We start from the raw sequence: 17,051 nt of genomic DNA on the forward strand, positions 1-17,051 counted from the left end.
GGGCCGGGGGGGGCGGGGCGCGGGGCGGGGCCCCCCCCCCCCCCCCCCCCCCCCCCCCCCCGGGGGGGGGGGGCGCGGGGGGGGGGGGGGGGGGGGCCCCCCCCCCCCCCCCCCCCCCCCCCCGTCCGGCCCACCGCGTCCACCCCTCCGGAGCCCGGCATGTCCCTCGTCACCCTCCTGTCCCGGACCGGCGCCGCCCTCGCCGCCGCGCTGCTCACGGCGACGCTCGCGCCGCCGGCCGCCGCCGCGCCGCCGGCCGCCGCCCCCACGCCGGCCGCCGCGTCCACGCCGTCGCCGGTCGGCACCCCGCCTGCGCCGGGCCGCGCCGGACCGACGTCGCCGGCTCCCGGCCCCGCCGCCACCCGGTGGGCGGTGCAGCCGTCCGGGCCGAAGGGCCCGACCGGACGCAACTACTTCGTCTACGACCTGGCCCCCGGCAGCACCCTCACCGACCACGTCGGCGTCAGCAACCTCAGTGACCGGCCGCTGACCTTCCAGGTGTACGGCACCGACGCGTACACCACCGCCGACGGCGCGTTCGCCCTGCTGCCCGCGGACCGGGCGGCCACCGACGTCGGCTCCTGGATCAGCTTCGACCGGCGCAGCTGGACGGTGCAGCCCGGCCGGCGGGCCGACCTCCCGTTCCGGCTGAACGTGCCCGCCAACGCCACCCCCGGCGACCATGCGGGCGGGGTGATCGCCGCCATCGCGCAGGCCGGCACCACCGCCGACGGGCAGCAGGTCCGGGTGGACCAGCGGCTGGCCGCGCGGGTCTACCTCCGGGTCGCCGGCGACCTCCGCCCCGCCGCCACGATCGAGTCGGTACGCGTCAGCTACGACAACCCCGTCAACCCGGCCGGCGGGGGCGACGCCGTCGTCAGCTACCGGCTGCGCAACACCGGCAACGTACGCCTCGGCGGTACCGGCACGGTGACCCTCGACGGGCCGCTCGGCTGGAGCCTGGCCCGCACCGACCCGGTCGACCTGCCCGAGCTGCTGCCCGGCGCGGTCTTCACCGTCACCGAGCGGGTCACCGGCGTGCCGCCGGCGCTGCGGCTGACCGCAAAGGTGGACCTCGCACCGACCACCGTGGACACCGCGCTGCCGCCGGTGCTGCGCACCGCGTCCACCTGGGCGCCGCCGTGGCTGCTGCTCGCCGGGCTGGCCGTGCTGGCCGGCTGGCTCGCCGCCCGCTGGCGCCGCCGCGTCGCCGCCACGCGGGCCGCCTCCGCCGGCGGACCGGCCGGGGCCACGGGGGCGGACCCGGGGCGGCCGGGCGGCGGCCCGCCATCAGCACCCCGGCCCGCCACCGGCCCCGCGACCGGCACGCCGTGACCCCGCTCACGCCGATCGGCGTCGCGTTGCTGGCGCTGGCCGCCGCGGTGCCCGCGCCCGTTCCGGCCGGCACGCCCTCGGCGGTATCGGGGATCGCCGCGCCGGCCGGCACGCCCTCGGCGGTGCCGGGGATCGCCGCGCCGGCCGGCACACTCCGGGCCGGTCAGCAGGTCCTGGTGGGCCTGCGCGGCTGGCCGGCCGGCACCGTGCAGATCGAGGTCTGCGGCAACGCCGGCCGGCGCGGCGCACTCGACTGCGCGGCCAACCGCGCGAGCGACGGGCACGTGCCGCCCTCGGGGACGGCGACCCTGCCGGTGGTGCTCGCCGCCCCGCCGGTCGCCTGCCCCTGCGTGCTGAGGGCCCGCACACCCACCGGCTCCGCCCGCGCCACCGTCGCCCTGCCGCTGACCGGCGTGACCGCGCCTCCCGCCCCGGCCACGGCCGGCACGCCGGAGCTGGTCGTCGTCGGCCTGCGCGCCGCCGACCGCTCCGGGATCGCCGGTTGGTTCGGCCTCCCCGGGGACCTGACCGTGGACCTCGCCCTGCGCAACGCCGGCCCCGTCGACGTGGTCGACCCCCCGTTCACGTTGCTGTTCGGCCGCCCCGGGCGGGTCCACGGGGTGGTCGACGCCCCGGCGCTCGGCACGATCGCGGCCGGACAGACCCGGCAGTACCGGATCCGGATCCCGCTGGACGTCGACACCGTCGGCCGACACGAGCTGCACGGCCGGATCGAACCGCCCGACCGGCCGCTCGCCTTCACCGTCGAGGCGGCCCGCTATCCCTGGGGCCTACTGGCCCTGGCCGCCGCGCCGATCGTGCTGGCGCTGGCCCGGACGCGTCGGCGTCCCGCGCCGGGGCACTACGGGCCGCTGTGCACCAGCAGGGCCCAGAGTTCCGGGGAGTCCGGGTGCTCGTCGCGCAGTTCGAGCGTCACCTGACGCAGCGCGTGCGCGGCGGCGTCCGCAGTCGGCGTGTCGGGCAACCTGCGGTAGAACGAGCGTGCCGCCTGGACGGCCACCTGGTCGACGAGCGGCCACAGACTCGCCACCACGTGCCGGAAACCGGCGAGGTGGAACGCGGACGCGAGGTGGAGCACCTCGTCGGCGTACCTGCTGCCATGGTTCGCGGTGGAGCAGGCGGACAGGTAGGCCAGCTCCGCCCGGGGCAACCGCAGGGCGCCGATGTCGGGAAGCCGGAGCGTCGCATCGTGCAGCAACAGTCCGCTGTCGGCCTGGGAGGACGCTTCGACGACAGCGTGACAGGCGAAGTGCGTCCAGGTGGCCTCGGTCATCGCGCCGAGGACCCGGTCGGTGGTGGCGTCCTCATTGAGCAACGTCGGCCCACCCAGCACCGTCGCCTCGTCCAGGGCACCGGGCAACTCGGCCTGCCCGGGCGTCTGCTGCATCGCGACGGTGAGGGGGCGTCGGTTCCCGGCGGGCGGACGCTCGCGGGCCTCGCGCAACGTCCGTAGGGAGGGCACGTACGACGACACGAGGGCGTCGAGCGCGCCCGGCCGGCCGGGACGCCCGGCGGCGTGTAGCGGCAGCAGCCCCAGCAGGCCGGTCGGCAACCACCACACCCGATGCCCACCGGCCGGCCGGTCCGGCAGGGCCCGCACCACCGGGGCGACGGCGACGTCCCACAGCCAGCCCAGCACGTCGCTCACGACCTGACGCCTGCGCAGCGAGGCCGTCAGGCTCGGCGCGGCGGTGACGGCGGCCAGCAGCGTGTCGACCCTGGCCACCACGTCGACCATCCGCAGGTCGGGCAGTTCCACCAGGATCGGGTCGGCGTCCGCCGGCACGATGACGGCGTCGCTGCGGTGCCGGCTGGCGTTGATCAGTACGCCGTACCCGCCCTGCACAGCCGGCCGCAGGTCGACCAGCCGTGGCGCGGCCAGGAATCCGTCCAGCCCGGGCAGGGCACCGATCTCGGCCAGCAGGCCGTCGTAGTCCGACCACCACCGCTTCCGTTCCCCGGCGGGGAAGCCCGGAGTGTTGAGCCGCTCGCACACCCACCGGAACCTGGCGGCGAGCCGTGGATCCTGCTGGCGGAGCCCGTCGAGGTCGACGCGGGTGCTCGCCTGACCGGCCAGCAGGACCCCCCGGCCGCGCTCGGCGAACTCCACCGCCCCGGCGGGGTCGCCGATCACGCAGTGCGCGGCCACCCCGGCCCCGACCAGACCGAAGTGTTCGCCGAGCCGGTGCTGCTGGTCCGCCCACCCGGCCTCCCGGGGCGCGACGGACGGCAGGAACGCCGCCGCCGCGTCCAGCATCCGCACGGCGAGCTGCGGATCGCCGACGGTCTGAGCGAGGGCACCGACCGCGTGGTGGGCCGCCACCCGGTCGACCGGTGCGGCCGATGTCGCCTCGCGCACCTCCCCCGCCAGTTCCCGAAGCCGCGCCCTGTCCAGGCCGCGACCCTCGCCACCGGCGCGCTCCTCCCCGGCGGCACAGAGCAGGGCCACCAACCGGGACCGGGCCGGGTGGCCGCCCGGCGTGACCGCCAACGCCCGCTCGGCGAGGACGACGGCGGCCTCGACATCCGCCGGCGACCGGGCGAACCGGTAGCGGGTCAACCGGGCCGCGGCGAGGTCCGCCAGCCGCTCCGGCAGGTCGAGGTGGTCGTCCGGGGTGCGGGCCACGGCCCGGCCCCCGAGGTCGACCGCCCGGTCCAGGTCCTTCCGGCCCGGCCGCTGGACGTGCCGGCTCAGGTAGGCGGCGGCGGTCCGGGCCTGCCGGGCGGCGAGGGCGAAGTCGTCGTCACCGGTGGCGGCGATCGACCGCTCGCCGAGGTCGACCGCCCGGTCCAGATCGGCCGGCTCGTGGCTGACGCGGCTGCGTACCTGGTACGCCTGTCCCAGGACGGACGACCATTCCGGCCGGCAGGCCGGCGCGCCGGCGGTCACCTGCTCCCCCAGCTCGATCGCCGCGGCCAACTCGGCGAGCACCCCCGTCGCCAGGTGACGGGTCAGCCGCACGGCCACGAGGTCCATCGAGACCTGCGCCCGTCCGGGACGGCCGGCCGGGATCGCGGCGAGGGCCCACCCGAGGAGGGTCAGGGCGCGGTTCAGGTCGGTGTCCGCGCCGAGACGGCGGTAGCGCTGGTGCAGAGCGGCGGCGAGGCAGCGGAGCACGTCGGGCCGGCGGGGATCCTCATCCTCCAGCAGCGCCAGCGCGTCCTCGTTGAGTTCCACGGCCCGCCGCAGGTCGAGCAGCTCGTGACTGCGCTCGTACCGCTTCAGCAGGATCGCGGCGGCGTCCGCCAGCTGGACGGCCCGCTGCGGATCGTCGTCCGGGACCTGGGTCACGACCTGCTCGGCCAGGTCGGCCGCCCGCCACAGGTCCGCCCGGTTCCCGGACCGCTCGTAGCGGCACAGCAACGCCTCGGCGAGATTCACCAGAACCGTGGTGCTCTCCCGACCGCCCGACAGCGCGGCGGCCCGTTCCGCCAGGGTCACCGCCTGTTCGATGTCTGCCGGCTCGTCGTCCTGGCCGTAGCGTTGCCGGTGGGCCGCGCTCAGCTCCGTCAACAGGGCGGCGTCCCGGCCGTCCCGGGCCGTCGCCGCGGTGAGCAGGTCGATGACCTGACGCAGGTCGGCAGGTTCCGCCCGCAACCGGTGCCGGCACCGGTAGGCCCGGGCGAGATCGGCTTCCAGCCCGGTGGGTGGGCCACCGTCGCGGCGTGCGACCGCTGCCGCCTGTTCGCCCCAGGTGATGGCCTGGTCGAGATCGCCCGCGGAGCCGTCCCGCTCGTGGCGGCGGCGCAGCGCCAGGCAGAGCCGGCCCAGTAGGCCGGCGAGGCGCGGATCCCGCCGTGGCATCCGTCGGGCCGCGGGCTCCAGCAGGAGGATGGCCGCGTCGAGCAGGGCCGGTTCGTGGTCGACGGCTGACGCGTCCAGCAACGTCACCGCCGCGTCCGCCTGCTCGCCGGGCTCGGTGAACCGGCCAACCATCGGCCGCAACTGCGCCGGGACGGCCCGGACGTCGTCCGCGACCTCGTCCACGCAGAGCAGGGACCGGGCCAGATCGACGTGACCACCGCCTTGCGGCGCATGACGCCAGCGGTGGTAGTGGAACCAGCCCAGCCTGAGGCTCGCCGTGGCGACCCGTGCCTCGACGGCGGCGGAGGCGGTCTCCGGGTCGAACGTCCGCAGCAGCCGCCACAAAGCTGTCGCGTCCCGTTCCGCGGTGACGGAGAAGAGCGGCTCCGGGCCACTGCCCTGGTGGTAGCCGGTGACCCGGTCGGCCACCAGCCAGGTGAGTTCGTCGATGAGCACGTGGGTGCCCTATGCCGCGTACGCCGTCACCAGCGCACGTCCAGTTGGACGACGCGGGGCGGGACGGTCGCGCCGCCGACCGCCAGCAGCAGTCGACCGTCCGGCGCGACGGCGAGGTCGACGGCCGGGTGGGGCCTCGTGTCGCCGTGGTCCAGGCTGGCGAGCAGTGCCCCCGACTCGACCTCCCAGGTCCTGGTGTGTCGGCCGACGGTGGCCACGACGACCACCCGCAGGTCGGGCAGCACCGCGAGGGCAACGTCACCGATGCCGGGCTCGGGCATGGTCAGCGTCCGTATCTCCCGGCCGGTGTGCCCGTCCCAGACCCGCACCTCGGCACCGGCGACGGCCGCCACCCGGAACGACCGGTCGGCCAGCGTCGCCACCGCGACCGCCGGCCGGTGCTGGCCAAAACCGTCCTGACCCATCGTCAGCTCGTGCAACCGGCGCCCGGTGGTGGCGTCCCAGACCTGGGCCGGCGCGACGCCAAGCGGGTCCACCCCCGCCACCACACACAGGTGCCCGTCGGCGAGCAGCGCGCCGGCTGTCGACCACACCAGGTTGACGCCCGGCTCCCCCACCGTCAGCTCCGTCAGCAGCGCCCTGTTCTCGACGTTCCAGACCCGGATCGTGGCGTCGTCGCCCCCGGTGACCAGCAGCGGCACCCGCCCCTGCGGGAGGGCCCAGAAGAGCGCGTTGACGGGACGCCGGTGCGCCTCGATCTCCACCAGGGCTGTCCCGTCCCTGGTCGACCAGGCCCGCGCCAGCCCGTCCTTACCTCCGGTCGCCAGCACCGAGGTGCCGTCGGAGAGCACGGCCGTCCCGACCGACAGCACCCACTCGCTGTGGCCGGAGACGTCGAGGACGCGCCGGCCGGTGCGGACGTTCCACAGCGTCGCGCCGTCGTCGTGGCCGGCGGCGAGGAGTTGCCGGCCGTCGGGGAGCACAGCCAGGGCCAGGGCGTTGACGGACGACGGCCAGTCCTCGTTGCGCCACGCGGCGGGGGTGACCTCCCGGACATCGGTCGAGGTCGGGCCCCAGTCCCGGGGTTCGGCGGTCATCGGGCCCACCGCGCCCGGCGGTACCGGCGCGGGGTCTGTGGTGACCGGCCACCGGGACCGGTACGGCAGGCCGTAGAGGCTGTTGTACTCGTCGAGGTCGTCCGCGGCGAGAATGACGCCGTCATCCAGGACGTGGAGCCCCGCCGGCGGCTTGGACCTGCGGCTGACCAGTGCGTCGGGCACGTCGCTGGACCGGTGCGGGAGGTCCTCGTCTGCGTTGTCGCGGACCGACTCCTCGTAGTCGGCGTCCGCCATCGCCTGATCGGCGTGGTCGACCACCAGCCAGTCCACCCCCGACTCGCGGGCCGCCGACGCGGCATAGCGGTCCCGCCCGTGGTAGGGGTCCCGGTACCTCACCAGCTCGATGGCGCCGTCGAGAAGCGCATGCGTCTCGGTGCGGCGCAGCGTGGTGCCCTCGTTGATCGCCCGGAGGAACTTGCCCCAGATCCGCTCCCGTCCCCGGCCCCAGCACGCGTAGAGCGAATCCTCGTGGGTGGCGTAGAGCACCCGTGAACCATCGGGCCGGCACACCGCCCAGAAGGGCGCATGATCGATGTCGATCTGCTTCCACTGCCCGTCGTGGTGGCCCATCAGCCCACGGACGGCCCGCCAGGCCGCATGCCGGTCGCCGAACTCGCGAAGGCCGAACCCCCGGTGCCGGACGTACCATCCGCCGCCCGCGACGGTCCCGACCTGGAGGTGCACGGTGCTACTCACCGCAGCCGGCTCGTCGACCGCCCACTGCATGACGGCGACCCGGCGCGTGTCGTCCACGGGAAATTCCGCGATGGGATCACTGGCCACCCACGTGATGCTAGCCGCGTCAGCACAACCGACCACAAGGGACACACCTGCGTCTCGTGCACCGGTTTTGGCGCGGTGCGCCGCCTACCGATACATTCCCGGCCGTGGATGACGAGCGGGTCAGGCTGGTCGAGCGGTGCACGTTGGCCAGACTCTGTGACGACCTGCCGGCGCTACGGGCGCACTTCGCCGCAGGATCCGAGCAGCAACGGCTGCTGCTCGCCAGCATCGAGACCGAGGCCCGGGCACGCCGACCGGTCGCCGGGCTGGTCACCCGGCTGCTGGGCGCGGGGGCCACCGGAACCTCGCGCAACCTGGGCGCCGGCCTACCGGGCTCCGGCCCCGGACGGGCCGACGAGGAGTCGTTCGGCTGCCCCGACCACGCGTGCGACCGGGTGATCGCCGCCGTGCCGGCCGGGCCGGCACCGCGATGCCTGCTCACCGGCCTGCCGATGAGCAGGCGATGACCGGTGAACAACTTCTTCGGGGAACTGGCCAAGCAGCTCGCGGAGCGCTGGGTCGGTCTACTCGCGGTACCCGGTCTGCTCTTCGTCGCCACCGCCTGGGCCGGCCTCCAGCTCGGCTGGTCGCACGCCGTCGACCTGCCGCTGCTGGCGTCGGGGGCGACCGAACTCGGATCCACCCTGGGGAGGGCCCCCGGGCCGGCCCAGGCGCTGGTCGCGATCGGGCTGCTCCTCGCCGCCAGCGGTGTCGGACTGACCGTGCAGGCACTTGCCGCGCCGGTCCGGGCCTGGCTGCTGGGGCTGTGGCCGCCCGGGCTGCACTGGGCACGGAAGCGGCTGGCCGGCGCGCGGAGCCGCCGCTGGCACCGGTTGGTGGCGAACCGGTGGAAACTTCAGAACGGGTATCCGGTGTCCAGCCGGACACCCGCTCAGCAGGCCGAGATCGACGACGCGGCAGCCCGGGTCAATCGGCTCGCCCTGGCCGCACCGACGCGACCGACCTGGATGGGTGACCGGATCGCGACGGTGGAACAGGTCGCCCTCGACCGGTACGGGCTGGACCTGCGTTTCGGCTGGTCGCGCCTGTGGCTCGTGCTGCCCGACACCGTACGGGCCGATCTCGGCACGGCCAACGGCCAGTTCGCCGCCACGGTGGTCACCACCGCGTGGGCGCTGCCGTACCTCGTGCTGGGAATCGTGTGGTGGCCGGCGCTGCTGATCGCGCTGGCGGTGGGGTTGACCGGTTGGGTCCGGGCCAGGGCAGCCGTGGCCGGCCTCGCCGATCTCAGCGAGGCCGTGCTCGACGTCCACGGCCGCACGCTGGCCGTCGCGCTCGGCGTCGCACCGCTGGAGAGCACCGGGCCGCTCAGCCTGTCCGAGGGCGCCGAGATCACCCGCCACGTGCGCAAGGGTCGCTGACCACGGGCCCGGTCGGCGGTGCGCCGCACGACGTACGTGGCCGGGCGCCAACCGCCCGCTGTCCGGCGCCGGCGAACGCGTCCGGCACCGGACCCCTGGTCACCGACCCACGAGCCCCAACTGGGTGGAGTTGTCGGGGAGGCCGGCGAGCGAGACCCGGCTGCCCCTGGCCGGCGTCGGGGTTCCGACGCCCGGCAGGCTGTTGAACGCTGTCCAGGAACCACCGGTGCCACGCACCCGGTGGTAGATGGCGTCGTCCGAGCCGACGATGACCACCTGCGCGGTGCCGTCGGGCAGCCCGGCGACGGTGACGTCCTTGGCCACCGCCGGGCTGCTGGTGCCGACGCCGTTGAGCGGCTGGAACTGGCTCCAGGTGCCGTTGGCGGACCGGATGCGGTGGTGCAGGTAGCCGTTGACGCCCGCGATGACGACCTGCGACGACCCGTCGGGCAGGCCGGCGACGGCCACGGCGCTGCCGATCGCCGTGGTGCTGGTGCCGGTGCCGGTGAGCGGCTGGAATTCGCTCCAGGTGCCGTTGGTGTTGCGGATCCGGTGGTAGATGCCGTTGTCCATGCCGACGATGACCACCTGCGCGGTGCCGTCGGGCTGCCCCGAGATGGCGACGTCCCTGGCCCCGGCCGGGCTCGGGGTGCCGAAACCGTTGAGCCTGCCGAATGCGGTCCAGTTCCCGTCGGCGTTGCGGATGCGGTGGTAGACCGTGTCGTCGGCGCCGACGATCACGACCTGGGCCGAGCCGTCGGGCAGGCCGGCGATGGCCACCCGCTTCCCCCGCGCGGTGCCGGTGGTGCCGACGCCGTTGAGCGGCTGGAACTCGCTCCAGGTGCCGTTGGCGTTGCGGACGCGGTGGTAGACGCCGTCGTCCAGGCCGACGATCAGCATCTGCGCCGTGCCGTTGGGGAGGCCGGCCACCGCCAGGTCCTTGGCGCTGCCGTGCGCGGGGGTCTGGTAACCGTTGAGCGGCTGGAATCCGGTCCAGGCCCCGCTGGCGACGCGGATCTGGTGGAACATCGGGCCGCCGGCGTCCACCGGCGGGTTCTGCGCGATGTAGGCCAGCGGATTGAGGTAGGCCCCGGCGGGGTTGATCATGTGCCAGTGCAGGTGCGGCCCGGTCGAGCTGCCCGATCCGGGCGCGCCCGCGGCGCCGCCGGACAATCCGACGACCGCGCCGGCCGGAACGTACGTCCCGTTGGCCAGTGCGAACTGGGACAGGTGGAGATACTGACTGCGGTAGCCCTCGGAATGGCTGATGGTGACCGTGTGTCCGCCACCGCCGTTGAACGGCGTGTTGGTGACCGTACCCGCCCCACAGGCGGGCAGGGGTGTGCCCACGCGCATCCCGAAGTCGATGCCGCCCCGGGAGCCCCGGTTCAGGTGATCCTGCCACCCGTTGGTGATCGGGTAGCCCGCGAAGGGGTTGTGGATCGCCGGGCCGGCGAAGGCCCGACCGGGCAACAGGAGCCCGCCGGCGGACAGGCCGGACAGGGCCGCCACGCCACGGATGAGACTTCTCCTCGCGACTCCCATGTGCTTTCCTCTCGCGAGCGTGGCTGATCAACCACGGCAGAGGTATTCCTACATGTACACACATGGGAATATCAATGCCCTGTCCCGTGCCGTCGGGCCGGGAACCACCGCTACCGCTGCTTCAGGCGGCGGTTGACCTCCTCGGAGATCCGCCGGTTCAGCTCGGCCAACCGCTCGTCGGTGTACGTGGCCAGGCCCTTCAGGTCGGGGCTGCCGTTCGCCGCCTCCTCCTGCTGCTTCTGCCGCTCCCGGCGTTGCAGTTCCTGCTCCTCGGGCGAGCCGGGGGCGGCGTACGCGCACCGGACCAGGACACCGTCGGCGTTCTTCAGGCAGGTCGCCTCCCGCCCGTCGACCTGACCCCGCCCCTCCACCCGGTACCGGATGCTCTGCGCACTGCCCAGCGTGGCGGTCCAGGTGCTGCCGCCGGTCGGCACCACCTCGAACACCTGGTCGTCGTTCCAGCAGCAGACGTCCCGGTACTCCGCCTTGATCAGGGCGACGATCGCCTGGGGCGACGACCAGGTCGGGCTGAGCCGGTGCACGGTCAGCGGGGCGAGCCCGCCGCCGGAGTGCCGGGTCGGCACCGTCGACACCGCCACCACCGAACTGGCCTCGCCCTGCGGGGTGAGCGGGGTGACGTACGCGCTGCCTCCGCTGCCGTCGCGGTGGCGCAGGGTGAACTCCGACTCGTTGCCCTCGTTCGCGCCGTCCTCGGAGGCGTCCCAGCCGCTGCGCTCGAACCACCAGTCGGCGAAGCCGCCGACGGCGGCGGTGCCCTCCCGCTGCTCGGCGGCCAGGCTGATCGGATAGGACGGTCCGGGCACCTTCGTCGTGTCGTCGGTGACGGTGACCTTCCCGGTCCGGCCGTCGTACAGCGCCACGCCGGCCGGCCGCTCGGTCACCACCAGGACTCCGGTCTGGCGCTTCAGCGGCACCACCACGACCGGGGTGTCGCCCCGGCAGTGGACGTACGCGTCGTCGGCGGAGAACCGGACCCCACGCCGCTCGGCGGAGATCTTCCGGCCCAGGTTGTGGGTGAACCAGCCGCCGATCCGCGCGTCGGCGGTCGACACATCGAACTGGCACCGCTGCTGCGCCCGGCTGTTGCCGCCGAGCGGCACCTCCTGCACCAGGCCGACCTCGTAACCGGTCAACCAGCCCCGCCGCTCGACCAGGACGGCGAACCGGTCGGAGTCGGGCAGGTAGCTGACGTCGGTGATCTCGCCGGTGACGTCGCCCAGGTTGGGCGCCGCCTGTGCCTGGCCGACCACGTACGGCGCGCGTGCTGTCAGCTCCGGGACCGGATCGGTCACGACCCGCATGGTGGTCACGTACGCCCGGTCCTGGAGGTACTCGCCGTAGGCCAGCCAGAACGCCCCCAGGGCCAGCCCGACGGCGGCGCCCAGCCAGCCGAGGACCACGATCCCGCCGGCCGCCGCGGGCGTGGTCCCCCGTCGGCGGAACCGGTGGGTGAGCAGTCGCACCAGGAGCGGCGCCCCGGCGAACAGGGCCACCAGGACCGGCGCCACCAGCCAGGGCACCAGTTTGCGCACCTCCCACACGAGAATGGTGGTGACGTACGAGGCGTACCAGCCGACGGCGGCCAGCAGGAGAATCGGGATACCCACCCGTAGCGTTCGCCCCATCGACACCCCTCCTCGCGACATGACGAGCTTCGATGCTATTTCGGGCGGTCAAGACGGGCTGGAACGCCCGTGCGGATCGGCCGAAGGGCCGTTCGCCGACCAGCCACCGGGCGCAGCGCCCCGATCTCAGGCACCGCCCATGGTCGAGGAGCTGCTGTCCGACGAGTTGCCCCGCCGTGACGTGTACCGGCCTGACCGCAGCCCTCTCCTCCCCGCGCCCGAAGTGGGAGACCCCGCCGCGCCGGGAGGCGGTTGCGGGCGCCGACCGGCACGCCGGCTCGGGCAGCGACCGTCGGGGCCGGTCAGGCTCGGCGGCGCGCGACCAGGACGGCGTCGTGGATCGAGACCTCGCGTCCCTCGGGGTCGACCGCCACGCGGGGCCGGGCCTCGGCGGCCAGCACCTGCCAGGCGGTCGGGTCGAGCGAGGACGCGACCTCCTCGCCGGTGAACATCATCTCCGGGAAGTGCATCCGGCGGGCGGTGGTTCGCAGGTCGAGCGGGTGGTGCCCGACGATCAGCAGGGTTCCGCCGGGGGCCACGGCGGCGGCCAGCCGGGCGAACAGCTCCCGCCGCGCCTCGCCCGGCAGGTGCATGAACTGCGACGACACCAGGTCGTACGCGCCCTCGGCGGGCGGCTGGTCACGCAGGTCCGCGTGCCTCCACTCGATGCGGCCGGCGACCTGTGGACCAAGGGTCGCGGCGTGGGCGGCGGCCCGCTCCAGGGCGGTGGTGGAGATGTCGACCGCCGTGACCCGCCAGCCCCGTTCGGCCAGCCAGACGGCGTCGGCGCCCTCGCCGCAGCCGACGTCGAGCGCCCGGCCCGGGGCCAGCCCGGTGGCGTCCGCGACGAGTTGCGGGTTCGGGCGTCCGCTCCACACCGCCGCTCGGGCCCGGTAACGCTCCTCCCAGGCGGCCTCCTCGAACATCGTGGCTGCCTGGTGCCGGTAGGCGGCCACGGCGTCGCGGGTCTCCTCGGCGACGAGGTCGGCGTTGATCGCCGCGCCGGCGGCCAGACCCGCCGCGGCGGCCGTGATCACCTGGGCGCGTACGTCGGCCACGTTGCCCGCCACCCAGACGCCGGGCACGGTGGTGGCCCCGGTCGGGTCGGCGGAGACCTGGCTGCCGATCACCTGCCCGCCGAACTCGATGTCAACCGGCTTCAGACCGAGTGACTCCAGCACGCCCGCGCGGGCGGTGAACCGCGGCGCGACGACCAGCGCGTCGAGCGCGACCACCTCGCCCGAGGCCAGCCGTACCCCGGTCAGCGTGTCGCCGGCCACCTCCAGCCCCGCGACCGGGCCGTCCACGACGGTGATCCCACGCGCCGCGAGCCGCTCGGTCTCCTCGGCGCCGGGCGTCGTGCCGTGCAGCAGCAGCATCACGTGCGGGCTCCACTGCCGCCACAGGTCCGCCTGGTGCGCGGCCGTCGGGCCGGTGGCCAGGACGCCGAGGCGCCGGTCCCGGACCTCCCACCCGTGGCAGTAGGGGCAGTGCAGCACGTCACGCCCCCACCGCTCGGCCACCCCCGGAACGTCGGGCAGTTCGTCGACGAGCCCGGTCGTCACCAGCAGCCGCCGCGCCCGCACGCCGCGCCCGCCGTCCAGCGTCACGACGAACCCGTCACCCTCCCGCGACGCGGTCTCGACCCGCCCGGCGACGACCTCGCCGCCGTACCGGGTCACCTCGGCACGCCCGGCGGCCACCAGATCGGCCGGCGGCGTGCCTTCCCGGGCCAGGTAGTTGTGCACGTGCCCGGCCGGCGCGTTGCGCGGCTGTCCGGCGTCCACCACCAGCACCGACCGTCGCGCCCGCGCCAGCGCCAGGGCCCCACTCAGCCCGGCTGCGCCCCCACCGACCACCACCACGTCGTACGTCTCGTCCGTCATGTGCGTCCCTCCGCTCGTCTGGGCCAACCGTTCCGCGGGCCCCGCCGATCCGACAAGTAAATTTGCCGTTCTGGCAAACGAGGACATCGCGGCGAAGTGACCGTTCCCGGGACGGCGGGAACGGGTACGGCGGTCCCGGGTGACCGCCGTACCCGTTCCGAGGGTCAGTAGCCGACCTTGACCTGCATCTGCCGCCAGGTCTGCGGACCGACGACCCCGTCGACCGTGATCCCGCGCATCCCCTGGTACCAGCGCACGCCGGCCTCCGTCCGAGCGTCGAAGGCGCCGGTCGCCCGGCCGCACCGCCGCTCCCCCACGAACCGCTGGACGAAGGCCACGTCGTCGCCGTTCGTCCCCCGACGCAGGGTGCGCGAGCCGGGCGTCCGCCCGGCCGGCGTCGGCGCGGGCGGCGTGGTGGCCTCGCGCAGGGCGGCGACCGTCCACGGGCCGACGACGCCGTCCACCGCCAGCTTCCGGGCCTGCTGGAAGGTACGCACCCACGCCTCGGTGGCGACCCCGAAGTCCCCGTCGACGGCCAGCCTGGCGCCCAGCCGGCCGGCGACGGTCTGCAACTCGCGCACGTCGCTGCCCCGGCTGCCGCGCCGCAGCACCCGGTCACCGAGCTTCGGCACGGGCGCGGTGACGATCCCCCAGCTCCGGTCGCTCCGCTCCGCCGACGGGGTGTGGCTGACGCTGACGTGCAGGTGCTTGTCGTGCGGGTTGCTGCCGGTGTACCGGGCCGGGGTGAAGCCCCGCGTCCGGCTCCAGATCGTCCGGTTGAAGATCACGTACTGGGTGGACGGGTGCGCGATGCACTTGCGGATCACCAGCGGCGGGTCGATGCCGTCCCGGTCGACGTCGAGCGCGTTGACCGAGCGGTCGTCCGCGTCGGGGTTGTGGTCGGAGGTGCCGGCCTGGTGGGCGGCGTCGCCGATCCAGCCGTCCGAGGCACGGTCCCGGTGCGGCCAGCGCCGGTCGATCTCGTCGCGCAACAGCCGCAGCGTCGGCGCCAGGTGGTACGCCACGAGCCCGGCTGGCTCCGGCGACGGCTCCTCCTCGGATGCGAAGAGGTCGTACTCGACCGCCTCCCCGATGCGGCTGCCCGGATCGTCGTCCTCCGGGGTCCGGTCGACGTCGACCTGTTCGATCACCGCGTCCACCTCGTGCTCCTCTCTGCTGATCGCCGGTGGGGTCGTCACGCGGCGGTGGGGGTCGCCGACGCCTGCTCGGGCGTCGGATCGGTGCCGGCCGGGGCGGGCCGGACGGTGTGCGGCGCGGCGGCGGGCACCTCGGCCACCAACGGGTCGAGGTCCGCGCGGATCGCCGAGACCTGCCAGTAGAAGGCGTGCGACGCCTTCGACCCGTCGACGGTGCGGACCCGGAACTCGCCGGCGGTGACCCGGGACGCCGCCAGCGGCGACACCGGCTCGTCGTCGTCGAAGACCGGGGTGAGCTGGACGGTGCGGCCCTCCAGCCGGGTCAGCGCCTCGAAGTACTCGGGCAGGTCGACGGTGGCGACCCCGTCGACGAGCCGCCCCTCGCCCCGGTAGTAGACGCCGTTCTCGGGGCCCTCCAACGCGGCGTGCACCAGCAGCCGGCGGTCCGGGTCGGCCGGGTCGTCGAGCGGGTGGTCGATGACGAACTGCTTGGTCCGGCCCACGATCTTGCCGGAGGCGGCCTCCAACGAGATCGGGTACGGGCCGCCGGCCGGCCCGGCGTACATCGCCCCGGACACGAACAGGTCGAAGGTGCTGACGCCCCCGCCGCTCCAGTCGGGAATCGAGTTCGGGCTCGTCTTCACCCCGAGCCGGCCGTTGACCTGCAGGTCGCCGCCGATCAGGCCCCGCTTCTCCACCCACAGGCAGCCCGCGTCCGGCTCGGAGCTGCCGCCGTGCCCGACGTACACGCCCTGGGTGTTGAGCAGGTACAGCCGCTCCGGGCCGGTCAGGTGCAGCCGGCCGGCCCCGAGGAGATATCCCGAGGCCGGGAGGTGGACGTTCCCGCCCACCCCGAGCGCCCCCTGCACGGTCAGGTCCCCGCTGGCGCCGGCCTCCTTGACCACGAAAAGCCCGGCACCGGCCCGGACCGCCACCTGGCCGTCGCTGAGCAGGTTCAGCCCGCCGCGTCCGCGGACCCGGGCGGCCCGCAACTCCTGCACCTCCAGGTCCGCGTACGGGCGGCTGTGCAGCGGGTAGCCCAACGAGGGGGTGTCGCTGCTGCGGTTGACCAGTTCGAAGCCGCGGCCGGCCCGGAAGGAGAGCTGCCCGTGCTGGACGCCGGGCCCCCAGAAGCCGAGGCCGCCGACCACCTGGTCGGCCTGCACGGCGGTGCCGTCGAGGCTGCCCAGGTGCAGCATGCTCTGGCTGATCCGCAGCCGGTCCGCGCCGGCCTGGTGGAAGGTGATCGCGTCGTCGGGGTCGTTGTTGTTGCCGATCCGCAGGACGGTGTTCTCGCCGGCCACCGCCCAGTAGCGGATGAACGCCTCATCGCCCACCCCGCCCCCGGCGTTGGCGGGGAACTGGATGCCGGCCTGCGGCGAGTTGCCGACGGACGGCACGATCGCCCCGGCCGGCACCCGCAGGCCGGCGACCAGCCGGCCGGTGGCCTGCACGGTCACCACGCCCTGGCTGCGGACCACCCGGCCGAGCACGATCGCACGCCCCGGGTCGACCGGCGGGGCGCTGGTCAGCTCCACCCGGCCCTCCTCGGTCCACCGGGTCTCGGCGGCCACCCCGCCCTCGTCGCGCCGGTCGGTCAGCGTCTCCAGGTAACGCAGGGTGACGTGGAAAGTGCCGTCGCCGGGCGGGCTCACCCGGCGGCTGGCGGGCACCACGATGAGCAGCCCGTCGGCGTCGACCGCCGCGCCCTCGGCGACCGTGACGTCGCCCCCGGTCGCGGTGAGCTCCAGCCCGCTGACCACCCCGACCGGCTGCCGCAGCCGGGCGGTGAGGTGCTGGCGGGACAGCAGGTAGTCCACCGCCTGGGCCAGGTCGGCGGCCCGCAGGTACTGGTGGTCGTAGTACCGGGGCCGGGCCATCGGCAGCGGCACGTCGTTCTTCCAGTTGATCGTCATCGGTTTCTCCGCGCGGTGTCGAGATCGGTGGATACGGGCG

The 17,051-nt window shown here is 74.8% G+C and carries 11 protein-coding genes; 4 read left to right on the forward strand and 7 right to left on the reverse strand.

Going from position 1 to position 17,051, the window contains the following annotated elements:
* Positions 1-159: 159 nt before the first annotated feature.
* Complete coding sequence (locus ACFYZF_RS19925; RefSeq protein ID WP_387022810.1) at positions 160-1,335, forward strand: WxL protein peptidoglycan domain-containing protein; 1,176 nt, start codon at positions 160-162, stop codon at positions 1,333-1,335.
* Positions 1,332-2,276, forward strand: a complete 945-nt coding sequence (locus ACFYZF_RS19930) for a hypothetical protein (protein ID WP_387022812.1) — start codon at positions 1,332-1,334, stop codon at positions 2,274-2,276. Before ACFYZF_RS19925 ends, ACFYZF_RS19930 begins: the two co-directional genes overlap by 4 nt.
* On the opposite strand, the gene ACFYZF_RS19935 is transcribed toward ACFYZF_RS19930, so the two are convergent.
* Both ACFYZF_RS19935 and ACFYZF_RS19940 read right to left on the reverse strand, forming a co-directional pair.
* Positions 2,198-5,617 (reverse strand): CHAT domain-containing protein, encoded by a 3,420-nt coding sequence (locus tag ACFYZF_RS19935; RefSeq protein WP_387022814.1) that lies wholly within the window; start codon positions 5,615-5,617, stop codon positions 2,198-2,200. The two genes, ACFYZF_RS19930 and ACFYZF_RS19935, sit on opposite strands and share 79 nt — an antisense overlap.
* 26 nt (positions 5,618-5,643) lie before the next feature.
* The gene (locus ACFYZF_RS19940) at positions 5,644-7,479 is read right to left on the reverse strand and encodes a WD40 repeat domain-containing protein (RefSeq protein ID WP_387022816.1); all 1,836 of its coding nucleotides are present in this window, start codon (positions 7,477-7,479) and stop codon (positions 5,644-5,646) included.
* Between the two features lie 104 nt (positions 7,480-7,583).
* On the opposite strand from ACFYZF_RS19940, the gene ACFYZF_RS19945 reads away from it, so the two are divergent.
* Together ACFYZF_RS19945 and ACFYZF_RS19950 are read left to right on the forward strand one after the other, a co-directional pair.
* On the forward strand, positions 7,584-7,946 hold the full coding sequence (locus tag ACFYZF_RS19945) for a hypothetical protein (protein ID WP_387022818.1): 363 nt from the start codon (positions 7,584-7,586) through the stop codon (positions 7,944-7,946).
* 3 nt (positions 7,947-7,949) lie between these two features.
* Positions 7,950-8,861 (forward strand): hypothetical protein, encoded by a 912-nt coding sequence (locus tag ACFYZF_RS19950; RefSeq protein ID WP_387022820.1) that lies wholly within the window; start codon positions 7,950-7,952, stop codon positions 8,859-8,861.
* A 99-nt stretch (positions 8,862-8,960) separates the two neighbouring features.
* On the opposite strand, the gene ACFYZF_RS19955 is transcribed toward ACFYZF_RS19950, so the two are convergent.
* The 5 genes from ACFYZF_RS19955 to ACFYZF_RS19975 form a co-directional block, all read right to left on the reverse strand.
* Positions 8,961-10,406, reverse strand: coding sequence for a peptidoglycan DD-metalloendopeptidase family protein (locus ACFYZF_RS19955; protein WP_387022822.1), 1,446 nt, complete (start codon positions 10,404-10,406; stop codon positions 8,961-8,963).
* A gap of 110 nt (positions 10,407-10,516) precedes the next feature.
* Positions 10,517-12,052 carry a hypothetical protein gene (locus ACFYZF_RS19960; protein WP_387022824.1) on the reverse strand — a complete coding sequence of 512 codons (1,536 nt, stop codon included), beginning with the start codon at positions 12,050-12,052 and terminating at the stop codon, positions 10,517-10,519.
* Positions 12,053-12,354: 302 nt separating this feature from the next.
* Positions 12,355-13,938, reverse strand: coding sequence for a methyltransferase domain-containing protein (locus ACFYZF_RS19965; protein ID WP_387022825.1), 1,584 nt, complete (start codon positions 13,936-13,938; stop codon positions 12,355-12,357).
* Positions 13,939-14,102: 164 nt separating this feature from the next.
* Positions 14,103-15,098: a peptidoglycan-binding protein gene (locus ACFYZF_RS19970; protein ID WP_387022827.1), complete on the reverse strand. Its 996-nt coding sequence runs from the start codon at positions 15,096-15,098 to the stop codon at positions 14,103-14,105.
* Between the two features lie 35 nt (positions 15,099-15,133).
* The gene (locus tag ACFYZF_RS19975; RefSeq protein WP_387022829.1) at positions 15,134-17,011 is read right to left on the reverse strand and encodes a hypothetical protein; all 1,878 of its coding nucleotides are present in this window, start codon (positions 17,009-17,011) and stop codon (positions 15,134-15,136) included.
* Positions 17,012-17,051: the final 40 nt, after the last annotated feature.

The organism is Micromonospora sp. NPDC001898 (genome assembly GCF_042891255.1).
In the GTDB taxonomy this organism is placed as follows: Bacteria; Actinomycetota; Actinomycetes; order Mycobacteriales; family Micromonosporaceae; genus Micromonospora.